Genomic DNA, 15445 nt, shown 5'->3' with positions numbered 1-15445 from the left:
GCGACCGGCCGCAGACGGCTGAGGGTGTGACACAAGTCTGCAACCACCCCGAAATCAACAACTTGTTCAACCCGCCTACCTTCTCCCCCATGACGACACCCGTGCACCCCGTCGACGAAGTCCCGCCCGTACACCGGCTCGCGGCCTTCGGCCTCCAACACGTCCTCGCGATGTACGCGGGCGCGGTCGCCGTTCCCCTGATCGTCGGCGGTGCGATGAAGCTGTCGGCCGCGGACCTGGCGTACCTGATCACCGCCGATCTGCTGGTGTGCGGCGTGGCGACGCTCATCCAGTGCATCGGCTTCTGGCGCTTCGGCGTCCGGCTGCCGATCATGCAGGGCTGCACCTTCGCCGCCGTCTCCCCGATGGTGCTCATCGGGACGACGGGCGGCGGACTGCCCGCGATCTACGGCTCGGTGATCGTGGCCGGCCTCGCCATCGTGCTGCTCGCGCCGGTCTTCGGCAGACTGCTGCGCTTCTTCCCGCCGCTCGTCACAGGCACGGTGATCCTGATCATCGGGCTCTCACTGCTGCCGGTGGCCGGCAACTGGGCCGCGGGCGGACAGGGCGCGAAGGACTTCGGGGAGCCCCGGAACCTGGCGCTGGCGGCTTGCGTGCTCGCCGTGGTGCTCGGTGTGCAGCGGTTCGCCCCGCCCTTCCTCAGCCGGATCGCGGTCCTGATCGGCATGGCGGTGGGGCTCGCGGTGGCGGTGCCGTTCGGGTTCACCGATTTCAGGGGCGTGGAGAGGGCCGACTGGGTCGGGATCAGCACGCCCTTCCACTTCGGCGTGCCGGCCTTCAACGCCTCGGCGACCGTGTCGATGCTCGTGGTGGCACTGGTGACGATGACCGAGACGACCGGTGACCTGATCGCGGTCGGCGAGATGACCGGGCGCAGGGCAGACCCGCGGTCTCTCGCGGACGGGCTCCGCGCCGACGGGCTCTCCACGGTCCTCGGCGGAGTGTTCAACACCTTCCCGTACACGGCGTACGCGCAGAACGTGGGCCTGGTCGGCATGACCCGGGTGCGCAGCCGCTGGGTGGTCGCGGCCTCCGGTGGCATGCTCGTGCTGCTGGGGCTGCTGCCCAAGCTGGGCGCGGTGGTCGCGGCGATTCCGGCTCCGGTCCTGGGCGGTGCGGGTCTGGTGATGTTCGGGACGGTCGCCGCGAGCGGACTGCGGACGCTGGCCGCGGTGGACTTCAAGGGCAACCACAACCTGACGGTGGTGGCCGTGTCGGTGGCGGTCGGCATGCTGCCGGTCGGCGTGCCGACGGTGTACGAGCGGTTCCCGCACTGGTTCCAGACAGTGATGAACAGCGGGATCAGCGCCGGCTGCCTGACGGCGATCGTATTGAATCTGCTCTTCAACCACGCTCCCCGGATGGGCGCTTCAGCCGTCCCCGAGGCGGGCGGCCTGGCGGGCGGCGGCGGTGAGCAGAGTGTCTAGCAGTCCCGGGAAGAGGTCGTCCAGATCGTCCCTGCGCAGACCGCTCATCTTGGCCGTGCCCCGGTAGACCTGCCCGATCACTCCGCTCTCTCGCGGAGCACCCGGAAAGTGATACGTGGTCGTGGACTTGGTGACGGGCAGGTCGAAGTGCGAACAGGAGAGCTCGCCGCCGTCGGCGGCGACCCGGGGGCACGTCTGCGCGTCCGGTACCCCGCGGGCGCGGGCCGGGACGTTGAGCGCGGACGCCCTCGGGTGCCAGGGCGAGCCGGGCCGGCCGCGACCGGTCAGCCCGTCGTCCGTCCCCACATCGGCCCGAACCGCGCCCAGGCCTCGTCCCACTGCGCCATGCGCCGTCGCTCCAGACGCTCGCGGACGATGCGCCCGCTCAGGAACGGAACCGCCGCCGTGCTCAACCCCACCACGACGCCGACCATGGCGGCACGTATCTGCTCCTGGGACTCGGTCCCGGGCGGCGTCACCAGGGCCCCGTCACGGTCCGTCCACACCGTGACGGCCGTGCCCGTGGGGCTTCCGGCGGCGACCCGAACCCGGCCGGAATGGGACAAGCCGTCCCTGCCCAGCCAGCGCACCTTGGCCCACACCCGTTCCGCTCCGGCCGCTGTCGCGGTCGTGGCCTTCGGGGCGTCCTGGGTGAGCAGGGCCACGGCCGGGCGCCACCCGGCACGTTCCCGGGCCAGACCGCGCTCCACGGAGTGCGTCGCGGCCAGCCCCGTCAGCACTCCGCCGACCACGATGGCGCACCAGACGGCCAGCACTATCCAGGCCTCCAGCGCATCGCTGCGACGCCGCAGCGGATTGCGCCGCCACCGCCACACAAACGCCCCGGGACCGCGGAATGCGGTCATCGACGCCGGCCACCTCATCGATGGCTCCTCCTCACGCATGCACGGACAACCCCCCGACCGCACTTCCATACGGGAACCGGCCCCAAGGTGCTCACATGATGTTCGTCGGCCCGCCGGTCCGCCGTTCCCGGCCAGGCCCCGGCGCCAGGGCCGGCCGAGCGCGCCGGGGTCCGGCGGATCGCTGACGGATCTGCCCGGGCCTCGGCGACACGACTCTGACCTGCGCGGACGAGCGTCCGGAGGTGGTTGTCAGTGCCTGGGTGCAGACTTTCCCGTGTCTGGAACACCGGCGTTTCGGAGGTGGTCGGCATGGCCGACGTTCTGCTCACCGTGGGCACACGCAAGGGACTTTTCATCGGGCGGCGACGGGGCGGCGCCTGGGAGTTCGACGAGAGCCCCCACTTCAACGCGCAGGCGATCTACTCGGTCGCCATCGACACCCGCGGCGACACCCCGCGCCTGCTGGCCGGAGGGGACAGCTCGCACTGGGGACCGTCCGTCTTCCACTCCGACGACCTGGGCCGCACCTGGACGGAACCGGCACAGCCCGCCGTCAAGTTCCCGAAGGACACGGGCGCTTCGCTGGAGCGCGTCTGGCAGCTGCACCCGGCGGCCGCCGAGCCGGACGTGGTGTACGCGGGCACCGAACCGGCCGCGCTCTACCGTTCCGAGGACCGGGGCGAGAGCTTCGATCTCGTGCGCCCTCTCTGGGAACACCCGACGCGCGACAGATGGGTGCCGGGCGGTGGCGGCGAGGGCCTGCACACCGTCGTCACCGACAAGCGGGATCCGCTGGCCGTGACGGTCGCCGTGTCGACGGCGGGGGTGTTCCGGACCCGGGACGGCGGCCTGAGCTGGGAGCCGTCCAACTCCGGCGTCTCCGCGGTGTTCCTGCCCGATCCGAACCCCGAGTTCGGCCAGTGCGTGCACAAGATCGCACAGGACGCGACCAGTCCGGACCGGCTGTATCTCCAGAACCACTGGGGGGTGTACAGAAGTGACGACGGCGGCGCCCACTGGACGGATATCGGTGACGGTCTTCCCTCGACGTTCGGTTTCGCCGCGGCCGCCCATCCGCACCGCGGGGCGACGGCGTACGTCTTCCCGATCAACGCGGACGCCGACCGTGTCCCGGCCGGCCACCGATGTCGTGTCTTCCGCACCGCGGACGCGGGCCAGAGCTGGGAGCCGCTCGCGGCGGGGCTGCCGACCGGGGACCACTACGGCACGGTGCTGCGGGACGCCCTGTGCACGGACGACGGGGACCCGGCAGGGGTGTACTTCGGCAATCGCAACGGCGAGTTGTACGCGTCGGCGGACGACGGTGACAGCTGGCAGCAGCTCGCGTCCCATCTGCCGGACGTGCTGTGCGTGCGGGCGGCGGTGATCGCCTGAGTCGCGGGCGGTCCGTGAGGGATCGGCCGGGACCGGTGTCGAGCACGGTCGTTTCCAGGCGGACCGCGCCCTGTTCGTCGACCACGCGGTCATTCCCGGCCGCCCTCGGGCCACCGGTTGATCGTCGGTGTGCGCTCGGCAGCAGGGTGACGCCCGTGGCACCACGACCGTTGCATGAGATCGTCGAACCCGGCTGGGCGAAGGCCCTGGAGCCCGTGGCCGGACGGATCGCCGACAGCGGTGGCCGTACTCTGCTCGCAACGTGCCGGGGGACGGTACCGACCCCCGTGGGCCCGCACCGCCCCCGCACACACCGTCAGCGGGGAAAAAAGCTGACAGAGCACTTGCCCTGGAAGTCGCGGGTGTAGAACAGGTTGGAGTCGGGGGGCAGGACAGCCGAGCCGAAACCACAGGTAACAGTCGCCGTGTCAGACGAGAGGTTCACGAACGTCGTCCTCCCCGACACGTTCACAGCTCCGCCCGGCGGCATGACACACTCGGTGCCCGAGGCGCCACTGACGCTGACGCCCTCGCACGACTCGGCCTGCGCCGGAACGGCAGCACCCGCAATCAACCCCCCGGCCCCCAGCACCAGGGCCGCCACACCGCCGGCCACACGCTTCCGGCACCTCATCCCACGGCTGTTCATCGACCATCATCCCCTCTCACCTGGCGGGCACACGCCCTGAAACGGAACTCACCCACGGCGCCGAGGGCACGAATCCAAACCCCGGCCCACATGAGCACCACGGACCGGGCCCTGCCCGGCCATCAAGGAAAGCCGTCCCGCACACGCGCACCGACGCACTCCACGCGCCCCACTAAACGTCCCGCTCTTTCGCGAGCCCCCGGAGACGGTCACCGGCTCCCGTCCCGGCATGAGGACGGTGAGTGGGCGGCCACCGGTCTTGTGCCTCGGACCGGCAGCCGCTCGGCCCTGATGGGCTAGTGCGCTCCGATGGTGGTCCTCGGGCTCTGTACGTCGCCGTAGTACCTGCCGTTCAGCCAGAACCCGGTGGAGACCACGTAGGTGCCCGCCGGCGCATTCCAGTATTCGCTGTACCCGGCCCCCCCTCCACCGGTCCCCGCCGTGGTGGAGCCCTGGCCGGTGGAGACCCCGGAACCGCAGCCGAAGTCGTGAGCCCAGCCGCCGGTGTTGACGTTGATCGCATGCGCGCAGTACCACACGCCGGTGCCGGAGTAGTTCTGGAACGGGATCGTGGCGGAGATGGTGTATCCGTTGTTCTCGACCCAGTAACAGGAGTCGATCGAGATGTTGTCGGTGACGTACGCGTAGTTGCCCGTAGTCCATGACCGGCACGCATATGCGCTGTACGCCGGGGAGACGACGTGGGTGCTGGACGACGGGGTGGCGGCATGGGCGCCGGACGCCGTGAGGAGGCTGCCCGCCAGGGAGGCCGCAACGGCTGCCGAGACGGTGAGTGCCTTCTTGAGACTCATAGGTACCTTCCAATGTCGACGCTTTCGCGTAGTTCGCGAGACCAATGAGCGTGAGCCTCGTTCCTCATCCGGCGCGTTCCTGCGCCGGTGACGGACTTCGGCTCGGATCGGCCGTGCTGCCCCGGCTGGGAGTGGCCGCTCGGCCGGTGAGAAGCTGCGGTCCCACCAACCCGTCGGTCAGCCATGGGCCTGGGCCACTCCGGTGGAGGTGACAGTGGCGGCGGCCGTCGTCGCGGCCGCCACTGCTGCCTTGACCGAACGTTTCATTGCTGTTCCTTTCGTTGCGCGGGAATGGCCGAGTGACCCACCGTGACGCTATGGACACGGGTCCGTCGGCCGTCCTAGATTCGTCCTAGTGCCAGGTCGGCCAGGGGATCGGCGCTGATCGTGAAGTGCTGGGGGGAGCATGAGATTTGGCGTGCTGGGGCCGTTACACGCCCAGATCACCGGACGCGAGGTCCGATTAGACGGACCGCGGCAGGCCAAGATGCTTGCCGCGCTTCTGGTCGACGCCAACAACGTCGTCGCCATGGAACGGCTCGTCGCCGTGATGTGGGACGCGAAAGCACCCGCCACCGCGGTCCGTCAGGTCCAGGACGCTCTCTCCGGGCTGCGCCGCAACCTCGCCGCGTGCGGAGCACCCGGCTCCTTGATCAGCACGCGGCGCGGCGGCTACCAGATCCACCTGGCCCCGGATCAGCTAGACCTACTGGAGTTCGACCACGAGCGGTACCTCGCCGAACGGCACACGGCCCCGTTCGAGACGGCTGTCGCGCTGCGGCGCGCGCTGGCCTGCTGGCGCGGCAACGCCCTGGTCGACATCTCCAGTCGGGTCCTGGAGTTCGATGCGGCACGGCTGAACGAGAAGCGCGCTGCCACGCACAAACTGTGCCTGAGCATCGAACTCGACCTGGGGCGTCATCGTGAGGTCATCGAGGAGCTGACCGCCCTGCTCCGCGAACACCCCTACGACGAGCACGTCGCCGAACACTTGATGGTCGCCCTCTACCGGTGCCAGCGCCAAGGTGAGGCTCTGCAGGTGTACGAGCGGCTGCGCCGGACACTGGCAGGCGAACTCGGCGTGGACCCCACCCCGCCGATCCAGGCGCTGCATCTGCGCATCCTGGCCGCCGATCCCGCCCTGGCGGCTCCGGCCCCGGCGAGCGGTCCCTCGGACACACGACCGGAAAGTCCTGGCGCGGCGGCCAAAGAACCGGATATGGCGATGCCGGTGCGTCAACTACCGCTCGATGTACCCGACTTCGTGGGCCGGGCCGACGCGCTGGCCGAGGTCGCCCGATTACTCGACGAGTCGGCGCCGAACCGGGCCCCGGTGGCCGTCGTCGTGGGCGGTCCCGGTGTCGGCAAGTCCTCTCTGGTGACGCACGCCGCGCGGCTGGCGAGCGCCACGTTCCCCGACGGCCAGCTCTACCTCAACCTCGCCGGGACATCGGACGAGCCGCGGGACCCGGCGCAGATGCTGGCCGAGGCGCTGCGCGCACTCTCGATCGCCGGCAGCGCGATCCCGAACGGCCTGTCCGAGCGGGCCGCGCTGTACCGGTCGTTGCTGGCGGACCGCCGGATGCTGGTGGTGCTGGACGATGCCGGTCACGCCGACCAGGTGCTGCCGTTGCTGCCCGGGGCCGACGGCTGTGCCGTGTTGATCACCAGCCGCGCTCTGCTGACGCAACTTGCCGGCGCCCGGCACATCGACCTGGACGTGCTGAGCCCGGCAGAGGCGCGGGAGTTGTTCACCGGCATCGTCGGGCGGCGGCGGGTCGAGCAGGAACCGGCGGAGGCCGACGCGATCCTCGACTGCTGCGGCAACCTGCCGCTGGCGATCCGGATCGCCGGCGCCAAGCTCACCGGCCGCCCGGCCTGGTCGCTGCGGGTGCTGCGGGAACGGATCGAGGACGAGTCCCGGCGGCTGGCCGAGCTGAGGATCGGGGACCTCAGCGTGCGAGCCAGCGTCGAACTGAGCTTGCGGCTGCTTCCCGCCGACGCGGTGCGCGCACTGAGCCTGCTGGGCCTGCTCGGCCCGTACACCCTGCCCGGCTGGGTGGTCGGCCCGCTGCTGAACCACTTCGACGCCGACGAGGTGCTGGACACCCTCGTCGACGCCAGCCTGGTGCGGCTCACCGCCACCGACGCCATAGGCCAGCCGCGCTACCGGCTGCACGACCTGATCAGGACCTGTGCCGTGGAGATCGCCGCCCAGCTTCCGGCGGCGGACAAGCGGGACGCGATCGTCCGGGTACTGTCCGCCTGGCTCGATCTGGCCGAGCGTGGCACCGATCGGCTGCCGGCCGGGCTGCTGGCCGCCGCGCCCGGTTCGGCGCCGCGCCTGTCGCTGCCCGACACCGTCGTGGACCGGCTGATGGCCGACCCGGTCGGCTGGTTCGACGCGGAACGCGACACACTGCTAGGCGCGGTGAAACTGGCCGTGGACTGGGGACTGGACGAGTTGGCCTGGGAGCTGGCGGCCAGCCCGGCGACCTACTACGACCACCGGTGCCTGTATCAGGATTGGGAGCACGGGCACCGGCTCGCGTTGGACGCGGCCGAGACCGCCGGCAACGTGCACGGCGCATCGGTGCTGCTGCGCGGTCTTGGCCAGCTGCACATCTACCGAGACGAGTTCGACGCGGCGACCCGTGCCCTGCAGTCCTCCCTCGGACTGTCCCAGGACGGCCAGGACAAGCGCGGCGCGGCGCTGTCGATGGCGATGCTGAGCACGATCAGCCGCGTGCAGGGCCGTTACGACGAAGCCGCCGATCGTATCGAGCAGGCGCTGGCCACCGCGGTCGGTGAGGGCGACCGGCACCTCGAAGCGCAGCTGTCCTGCTCGATGGCCGTGATGCGGCTCATGCAGGGCGAACTCGACGAGGCGGAGTCCTGGTTCGACGGAGCCTTGCGCCAGGCCAGGGCGCTCGACGACGGGCATCGGGTGGCGGTCGTGCTGCGACGGTTCAGCCGACTGCACGATCGGCGCGGTGATCCGGACGAGGCGCTGCGCTGCCTGTGGCAGGCGTTGGCCACCTTCGAGGAACTGGCCGACGAGCGGTGCGCCGCCTACACGCTGCTGGAAGTCGGCCGCGTCTACGCCGGCCAGCACGACCGGGACCGGGCGAGCCCGGCATTGGAGCGCGCGGCGAACCTGTTCCACCGGCACGGCGACCGCCACGACGAGGCCGCGTGCTGGCATCTGATCGGCGACCTGGACGCCGCCGCCGGCATCCACGACCTGGCGCGCCGGCACCGCGAGCGGGCGCAGCGGTTATGGCAGACCATCGGTGACGTGCACCAGACGAAGGCTGCAGCACCACCATCGTCGCCGTGACCTGGCTGTGGTCGCCGTGCCATCTCGCGTGCGCTGCCCGAGAGCTTCGAAGGCTCCGACCAGATGCTGCGCTTCCTCCGCGGCTCCGAGACGGACAAGGGCGCCGACACCACCGACCCCGAGGCCGCGGGTGTCTACGTAGACAACGAGACCGCACGGCTCCTGCTGCGCGCCGTTGACGAGGGGACGCTCATCGCCTCTGCGGGTGCCGATACATCATCCGGCCTGGTCACGCGGCATGGTGGTACTCGTGCGAGTTCCGCCGAGCCGGTGTCCGTCGACATCCAACCGACTCGAAGCCCCAGTACTCTCGCCAAAGCCGTCCGGACCCGGGCACCCCCCAGCACATGCGGCGCAGCGTGGTCCGCCAGTGCGCAAGCCCGCGACAGTTCGGTGAGTCAAGCAACGGCATCGTGTCCCAAGTCTCCAGGTGTCCACGATCAAGGGGAAGCTTCAAATGGCCACTCTCAGCCTGCATGAACAGCGCCCCGCGGATAGCGCCCTGATGGCGACTCATGCCAGTGGAGATGTCTGCGGCGAGGTCTTGCCATCCCGCAGAGAACCCTTCGCCTCAAGGGGCCGCACCCACGAACGCCCGTCCGGCCGGCCCGAGGACGACCGGATACAGTTCGCGAGACGGCAGCCTGGTTGGAGAGGGGAAGCGTGACCGACACCAGTAATGCCCGACCCGCTGACAGTGAAGCGCAAGCGCCGCGGCAGAGCCGACTGCACCGCCTGATGCGCTACATCCCGCTGATCGCCCCCGTCCTGCTGTGGGCCGTGCCCTGCTGGGTGCTCCTGTACACCGGCCAGTACTGGCCGCTGCCCGTCACGCTGGTCGGCACCGCCCTGTCGGTCCTCGGCCTCGTCGGTATGCCGCTCGCGATGGGGCGCGGCCACGGCCGGCGTCAGCAGGACCGGGCGGCGATCGTCGGTGACACCCTGCTGGGCACGAGCTGGGTTCTGTTCACCTGGTCCGTTCTGATCGGCGTCTTCTTGCGGCTCGCCCTGACCGTGGCCGGCGTCGGCGAGAGTCAGGAGCGGGCCCGAATCGTCACTTGGGCCGTCCTCGGCGTAACCGCCGTGCTGCTCGCCTGGGGGTACGCCGAGGCCCGCCGCGTGCCACGCGTGCGCCGACTCGACGTGCAACTCCCCCGGCTGGGTGCTGGGTTGGACGGTACCCGCGTCGTCCTCATCACCGACACCCACTACGGCCCACTCGATCGCGCTCGCTGGTCGGCACGGGTATGCGAGACGGTGAACGCTCTGGAAGCCGACCTGGTCTGCCACACCGGCGACATCGCGGACGGCACGGCCGAACGCCGCCGCGCCCAGGCCGTCCCACTCGGAACCGTGCGGGCAACCCGGGCCCGTGTATACGTCACCGGCAACCACGAGTACTACGGCGAGGCCCAGGGCTGGGTCGACCTGATGGACGAGCTGGGCTGGGAGCCGCTCCGCAACCGCCATCTGCTGCTCGAACGCGGAGGCGACACCCTCGTGGTCGCCGGCGTGGATGACGTCACCGCCGAGTCCTCCGGCCTGGCAGGCCACCGCGCCCATCTCGCCGGAGCCCTGGACGGCGCCGATCCCGACCTACCCGTCCTGCTCCTGGCACACCAGCCCAAGTTCATCGACCGGGCGGCAGCCGCCGGCATCGACCTCCAACTCTCCGGCCACACCCACGGCGGCCAGATCTGGCCCTTCCACCACCTGGTCCGCATCGACCAGCCCGCCGTCGCCGGCCTCAGCCACCACGGCCCCCGCACCCTCCTCTACACCAGCCGCGGCACCGGCTTCTGGGGCCCGCCGTTCCGCGTCTTCGCTCCCAGCGAGATCACCCTGCTCGTGCTCCGCTCCCCGCACCTGCCCACCTCGATGTAGCACTGGGCGGGCCAACACATCCGCTTGGAGCAGTCCACGAGCCGAGGGGTGCGGCGTCGACACACGACCAGGCCCGTCTTGCTGAAGACAAGATCCGGACCACTCCCGGGCCGACGGCTCCAACGAGTCGTACGTGGCCACGTCTTACGCAGGTCAACGACGCGGAAGGCCTGTACCACCAGCAGACCAAGAACCTGCTGGTACATCGCCGAAGCGATCCGGACGCGGCGGCGACCGTGGCGTTACGGCAGTCGCCAGTCCACCGGCTGCGCGCCCTGCCTGACCAGCAGGTCGTTGGCCCGGCTGAACGGACGCGAACCGAAGAATCCCCGGTCCGCCGACATCGGAGACGGATGCGCGGACTCAATCGCCGGCAGATCACCCAGCAGCGGGCGCAGGTTGCGGGCGTCGCGGCCCCACAGGATGGACACCAGCGGCTTGCCGCGGGCCGCCAGCGCCCGGATCGCCTGCTCGGTGACCTCCTCCCAGCCCTTGCCCCGGTGCGCCCCCGGACTGCGCGGCGCCGTGGTCAGCGCCCGGTTGAGCAACAGCACACCCTGCTCCGTCCACGGCGTCAGATCCCCGTTCGACGGCCTGGGCAGCCCGAGGTCGGAGTGCATCTCCCGGAAGATGTTCTCCAGACTGCCCGGCAGCGAACGCACCTCCGGCGAGACCGCGAAGCTCAACCCGATGGCCATCCCGGGCGTGGGATAGGGATCCTGGCCGACGATCAGGACACGGACGTCGTCGAACGGCTGCTGGAAGGCCCGCAGGACATTCGCCCCGGACGGAAGGTAGGTCCGGCCGGCCGCTATCTCGGCCCGCAGGAAGTCCCCCATCGCGGCGATACGTTCGGCCGCAGGTTCAAGAGCCTTCGCCCAGCCTGCTTCAACAAGTTCATGCAAGGGTCGTGGTGCCACAACGCGTCACCCTACTGGCACACACCGGGGTCCCGCACAAACACGGAAGCCCCTAACGCGCGGATGCCGCCCTCGACGCTACTCTTCCTCCTCATCAAGGTCATCGAGCCGATCCAGCAGCTCGCGCAGCCGGTCGCCGGGAAGGAGGGGAGCCCGTTGCATCCAGTGATCAAGCCACTCCGCCATGGTCATCGCACCTTGCCAGCCTCTCGCCGCCGATACCCGGATCTCGAAACTCCCGTACACGCGGTGGGACTGTCGTTCTCGGTCGCCCCGGAGGTACGCCCACTGCCGGGCAGCCTGATCAACATCTTCCGGGAGCCGAACACCGACCTGAGACTGCCTCAGCCGTCCAGCGGCGATCTCACCCCATGGACCCAACAGGGTGTGCTGCTGCTCAACAGAGCGCTCACCACGGCCCCACGGCGTCCCGCAGCACACCGGGGCAAGGGCTGGGAGAAGGTCACCGAGCAGGCGATCCGGGCGCTGGCCGCGCGCGGCACGGCGCTGGTGTCCATCCTGTGGGGCCGCGACGCCCGCAATCTGCGGCCCCTGCTGGGTGATCTGCCGTCGGTCGAGTCCGCGCATCCGTCCCCGATGTCGGCGGACCGGGGATCCCTCGGCTCACGCCCGTTCAGCCGGGCCAACGACCTGCTGGTCAGGCAGGGCGCGCAGCCGGTGGACTGGCGCCTGCCGTGACACCGTCGGGCCCGGTGGACGCCCCGGCGGCGGGCGCGGGCGCCCCGGTGCACGAGGTGGTCCTCGCCGTGGACTCCGGAGGCTCCGGCGTGCGGGTCGCCCTCGCTCCGCGCGGTGCTACGCCCTCGGCCGCGACAGCTCCGCTCGTCTCCCGGGAGCCGGTACGCACGGGCTCCCGCGGTATCGACGCCGATCACCTGCTGGAGCAACTCCTCCCGATGGCACGGCAGTTGCTCGCCGATGCCGGTGGCGCCGAGGTGCGGGCGATCGCGATCGGGGCGGCCGGTCTGGCCGGCCTGGGCGACCATCTGCGTGCCGAACTGCCCGCCGCCCTGGCACGCGAGCTCGGTGTGCGCAGGGTCGCGCTCGTCGCCGATGCCGTCGCCGCCTATACGGGCGCGCTGGGCGCGCGCCCCGGGGCGGTGGTCGCGGCCGGCACCGGTCTGATCGCCCTCGGTACGGACCTCGAGCGCTGGCGTCGCGCGGACGGTTGGGGCCATCTGCTGGGCGACTGCGGCGGCGGCGCGTGGATCGGCCGGGCCGGTCTGGAGGCGGCGCTGCGCAGCCATGACGGACGGCCGGGCGGTTCGGCCCGGCTGCTGGCGCGGGCCGAGGCACTGTTCGGCCCGGTCACCGGGTTGCCCGCCACGCTGTACCCGCGCGCGGACCGGCCTGCGGTGCTGGCCTCGTTCGCTCCCGAAGTGGCCGGCTGCGCCGGCAACGACCCGGTCGCCGCCGGGATCATGGCTGCGGCGGCCCGGCACATCGCCGAGTCCGCCGCCGCCGTGTGTCCCGCCTCGAACGAGCCCCGGGTCGCCCTCACCGGGGGACTGTTCCACCTGGGCGACCCCCTTCTCGTACCGGTGAGGAAGGAGTTGGCACGGCAGCTGCCGCTGGCACGGCCGGTCCCGGCCGAGGGCAACCCGCTGCACGGTGCGGTACGCATCGCGCTTGCTCTCGCGAACGACTCACTCAAACTGCCGTACGACGAACACCTACTGCACCTCGTAAACGAAAAGGGCGGGTGATGCCCGTTGCCGGAAGAGGGCTGTTGGTCCCGACATGTGACGGAAAAGTCAGACCGTACCGATCACTTCTCATGCGTACGTAACTCATCAGACAAAACCGGACGGATACCGCTCACCTGCCCCCTCCCCGAACAGGGGAGCCCACAAAGCCAGTAGCATGCGGCGCCATGAGTTCCCCCACTGGGCCCGTATCCGGCCTGCCTGTACGAATGCCGCGACCCCGCCAGCCCGGCCGGCACCGCCGTCCGGAACCCCTGGCGGCTCCCGAAGGCGCGCCCTCGCTCGTCCTCGCGGTGCCGGGCACACCCAGTGCCGCGACGCGCAGCCTCGCCGAGGAGGTCGTGAGCATCGCGCGTTCCGAGCTCCCCGGCCTCGACGCCCGGATCGGCTACCTGGACGGGGACGACTCCGAGTTCCCCACGCTGCAGACCGTGCTCACTCGGGCCGCCGAGGAGCGCGCGGCCCGTTACGAGCAGGCCGTGGCCGCCGGCATGGACGTGCAGGAGCCCGACGGGCCCGTCGCCGTGGTGGTTCCGCTGCTGGCCGGTCCGGACAGCGCGCTGCTGCGCCAGGTCCGCCAGGCGGTCATGGAGAGCCGTGTCGCCGCCGATCTGACCGATGTCCTCGGCCCGCACCCGCTGCTCGCCGAGGCACTGCACGTACGCCTCTCCGAGGCCGGGCTGGCTCGCGCCGACCGCGCTCGTCTGTTCACCGTGGCAACGGCCGCGGACGGCATCATCCTCGCCTCCGTGGGCGGCGACGAGGCCGTACAGGCGGCCGGGATCACCGGCATGCTGCTGGCCGCGCGGCTCGCCGTGCCGGTGATGGCGGCGGCGCTGGACCAGGAGGGTTCGATCGCGGCCGTCGCCGAGCAGCTGCGTTCCTCGGGTTCGCAGCAGCTGGCGCTCGCTCCGTACCTGATCGGTCCGGAGCTCGAGCCGGGTCTGCTCGAGGCCGCCGCCGAGGAGGCGGGCTGCGCCGCGGCCGAGGCCCTCGGCCCGTACCCGGCGATCGGCAAGCTTGCGCTCGCCAAGTACACGACGGCGCTGGGCATCGCCCCGCCGCAGCCGCAGGGCGCCCCTGCCCGCTGAGCCTCGCCGGACCGCACTTGTACGGCGAAGGGCCCGCTCCCTCCCGGAGCGGGCCCTTCGCCGTGGGTCGGCAGCCGACGACGGCCTCCGTGCCGGTCCGGCGGCGGGCTCCCGCCCCCGCACAACGACGACTCCCGGTCCCGGCCGACGACGGGCTCCCGGTCCCGGCCGACGACTGCCTCCCGTCCCCGCGCGGCGACGGCTCCCGACGCGGTCGGCGGCGTCTGCGCGCACGTGGCGGCCGAGGGTGGCCCCGGATCAGTCGAGGACGACGCAGGAGGCCGCGGGTGCCTGCACCGAACCGCCGCGTCGTGGCACCCCTGTCACCGGATCCACCGCGAACCAGGTCACGTCCCCGGACCGCTCGTTGGCCACGTACAGGAACCCCTCCGACAGGGCGATCGCGCGTGGCCACGCGCCCCCGCACGGCACCGTGGTCACACACCTGAGCCCGTCGCCCTCGACCGCCAGCACGGAGAGCACGTCCTGCCCGCGTACGGCCGTCCAGACGAAGCGTCCGTCGGGCGAGACGACGAGCCCCGACGGATAGGCGTCGCCCTCGGGCGGATCCGGCAGCACGGGCGTCTCCGCGACCGGCTCCAGGACGCCGCCCCCGGAATCCCAGCGGCAGACGGAGACGGTCGGCGCCAGCTCGTTGAGGACGTAGGCACGGTTACCGCTCGGGTGGAAGGCAAGATGGCGCGGCCCGGATCCCGGCCGCAACGGGATCTCGCGACGCAGCCGCACCCTGCCGTCGTCCAGAGCACAGACGCGGACGGAGTCCGTACCGAGGTCGACGCTGACGATCCAGCGGCCGGTCGGGTCGGGCAGTACCTGATGGGCGTGCGGGCCCCGAAGCCGGTGCGGGACCGGGCCGGAGCCCTCGTGCCGGAGCACGGCGGACGCGCGGTCGGCCAGGGTTCCGTCGACCCGCAGGGGCACCGCGGTGACGCTGCCGGAGGCGTAGTTGGCGGTCAGGACGTGACCGGCGTGCAGGCTCAGATGCGTGGGCCCGCTGCCGCCGACGGGGATGGGCGGACCGGCGAGTTCGGGCGTGTCACCGACGAGACGGTACGCGGCCACCGCGCCGTCGGCCGTCTCGCTGACCGCGTACAGCATGTCCCCGGACAACGCCAGGTACGACGGATCGGGCACCGCGTCCACGGCGCCCAGAACGGTCAGCGCGCCGCTGTCCGCGTCCACGGCCGCCGTGAGGACGCCACGCCCTCCCGCCGCTGTGAACGAGCCGATGTACGCCCGCCGTTGCCGCCTGCCGCCGTCCGTCACTGCCGTCTCCTCTCCCCGATGCCCCG

Annotated in this window: 12 protein-coding genes and 2 pseudogenes; 8 read left to right on the top strand and 6 right to left on the bottom strand. The window is 71.2% G+C overall.

Features of this window, described 5'->3' with window-relative positions; genetic code table 11:
* The first annotated feature begins 89 nt into the window (after window positions 1-89).
* Entirely contained in the window at window positions 90-1448 is a 1359-nt protein-coding gene (locus AAW14_RS05955; protein ID WP_265560608.1) for a nucleobase:cation symporter-2 family protein, read from the top strand.
* On the opposite strand, the gene AAW14_RS05950 is transcribed toward AAW14_RS05955, so the two are convergent.
* Together AAW14_RS05950 and AAW14_RS05945 are read right to left on the bottom strand one after the other, a co-directional pair.
* The gene (locus tag AAW14_RS05950; RefSeq protein ID WP_416223263.1) at window positions 1392-1736 is read right to left on the bottom strand and encodes a transcriptional regulator; all 345 of its coding nucleotides are present in this window, start codon (window positions 1734-1736) and stop codon (window positions 1392-1394) included. The two genes, AAW14_RS05955 and AAW14_RS05950, sit on opposite strands and share 57 nt — an antisense overlap.
* Window positions 1733-2314, bottom strand: coding sequence for a hypothetical protein (locus AAW14_RS05945; RefSeq protein ID WP_265560604.1), 582 nt, complete (start codon window positions 2312-2314; stop codon window positions 1733-1735). Before AAW14_RS05945 ends, AAW14_RS05950 begins: the two co-directional genes overlap by 4 nt.
* Window positions 2315-2623: 309 nt before the next feature.
* On the opposite strand from AAW14_RS05945, the gene AAW14_RS05940 reads away from it, so the two are divergent.
* The gene (locus tag AAW14_RS05940; RefSeq protein ID WP_265560602.1) at window positions 2624-3709 is read left to right on the top strand and encodes a WD40/YVTN/BNR-like repeat-containing protein; all 1086 of its coding nucleotides are present in this window, start codon (window positions 2624-2626) and stop codon (window positions 3707-3709) included.
* Window positions 3710-3864: 155 nt separating this feature from the next.
* A pseudogene (locus tag AAW14_RS05935) lies at window positions 3865-3952 on the top strand (uracil-DNA glycosylase); the annotation flags it as partial.
* A 73-nt stretch (window positions 3953-4025) separates the two neighbouring features.
* Here AAW14_RS05935 and AAW14_RS05930 read toward each other — a convergent pair.
* Together AAW14_RS05930 and AAW14_RS05925 are read right to left on the bottom strand one after the other, a co-directional pair.
* Entirely contained in the window at window positions 4026-4325 is a 300-nt protein-coding gene (locus AAW14_RS05930; RefSeq protein WP_265561037.1) for a hypothetical protein, read from the bottom strand.
* A 329-nt stretch (window positions 4326-4654) separates the two neighbouring features.
* Entirely contained in the window at window positions 4655-5170 is a 516-nt protein-coding gene (locus AAW14_RS05925; protein WP_265560600.1) for a hypothetical protein, read from the bottom strand.
* Window positions 5171-5657: 487 nt separating this feature from the next.
* On the opposite strand from AAW14_RS05925, the gene AAW14_RS05920 reads away from it, so the two are divergent.
* Both AAW14_RS05920 and AAW14_RS05915 read left to right on the top strand, forming a co-directional pair.
* Window positions 5658-8510 carry an AfsR/SARP family transcriptional regulator gene (locus AAW14_RS05920; RefSeq protein ID WP_265560599.1) on the top strand — a complete coding sequence of 951 codons (2853 nt, stop codon included), beginning with the start codon at window positions 5658-5660 and terminating at the stop codon, window positions 8508-8510.
* A gap of 663 nt (window positions 8511-9173) precedes the next feature.
* Window positions 9174-10394 (top strand): metallophosphoesterase, encoded by a 1221-nt coding sequence (locus tag AAW14_RS05915; protein WP_265560597.1) that lies wholly within the window; start codon window positions 9174-9176, stop codon window positions 10392-10394.
* Window positions 10395-10636: 242 nt separating this feature from the next.
* On the opposite strand, the gene AAW14_RS05910 is transcribed toward AAW14_RS05915, so the two are convergent.
* A complete protein-coding gene (locus AAW14_RS05910; protein WP_265560595.1) occupies window positions 10637-11314 on the bottom strand; it encodes a uracil-DNA glycosylase in 678 nt (225 codons plus the stop codon).
* Window positions 11315-11548: 234 nt separating this feature from the next.
* Here AAW14_RS05910 and AAW14_RS05905 point away from each other — a divergent pair.
* The 3 genes and pseudogenes from AAW14_RS05905 to AAW14_RS05895 form a co-directional block, all read left to right on the top strand.
* Window positions 11549-12013: pseudogene (locus AAW14_RS05905) on the top strand (uracil-DNA glycosylase); the annotation flags it as partial.
* Window positions 12014-12027: 14 nt separating this feature from the next.
* Entirely contained in the window at window positions 12028-13041 is a 1014-nt protein-coding gene (locus AAW14_RS05900; RefSeq protein WP_265560591.1) for an N-acetylglucosamine kinase, read from the top strand.
* Window positions 13042-13208: 167 nt separating this feature from the next.
* Window positions 13209-14132, top strand: a complete 924-nt coding sequence (locus tag AAW14_RS05895; RefSeq protein WP_265560589.1) for a sirohydrochlorin chelatase — start codon at window positions 13209-13211, stop codon at window positions 14130-14132.
* A gap of 258 nt (window positions 14133-14390) precedes the next feature.
* Here AAW14_RS05895 and AAW14_RS05890 read toward each other — a convergent pair whose 3' ends face one another.
* Window positions 14391-15419, bottom strand: a complete 1029-nt coding sequence (locus tag AAW14_RS05890) for a lactonase family protein (RefSeq protein ID WP_265560587.1) — start codon at window positions 15417-15419, stop codon at window positions 14391-14393.
* Between the last annotated feature and the right edge of the window lie 26 nt (window positions 15420-15445).

The sequence above is a fragment of the Streptomyces hygroscopicus genome, assembly GCF_026168105.1.
GTDB lineage: Bacteria > Actinomycetota > Actinomycetes > Streptomycetales > Streptomycetaceae > Streptomyces > Streptomyces hygroscopicus_D.
The sequence above is the reverse complement of the archived record's forward strand: the minus strand, read 5'-3'. Positions and strand labels throughout refer to the sequence as shown.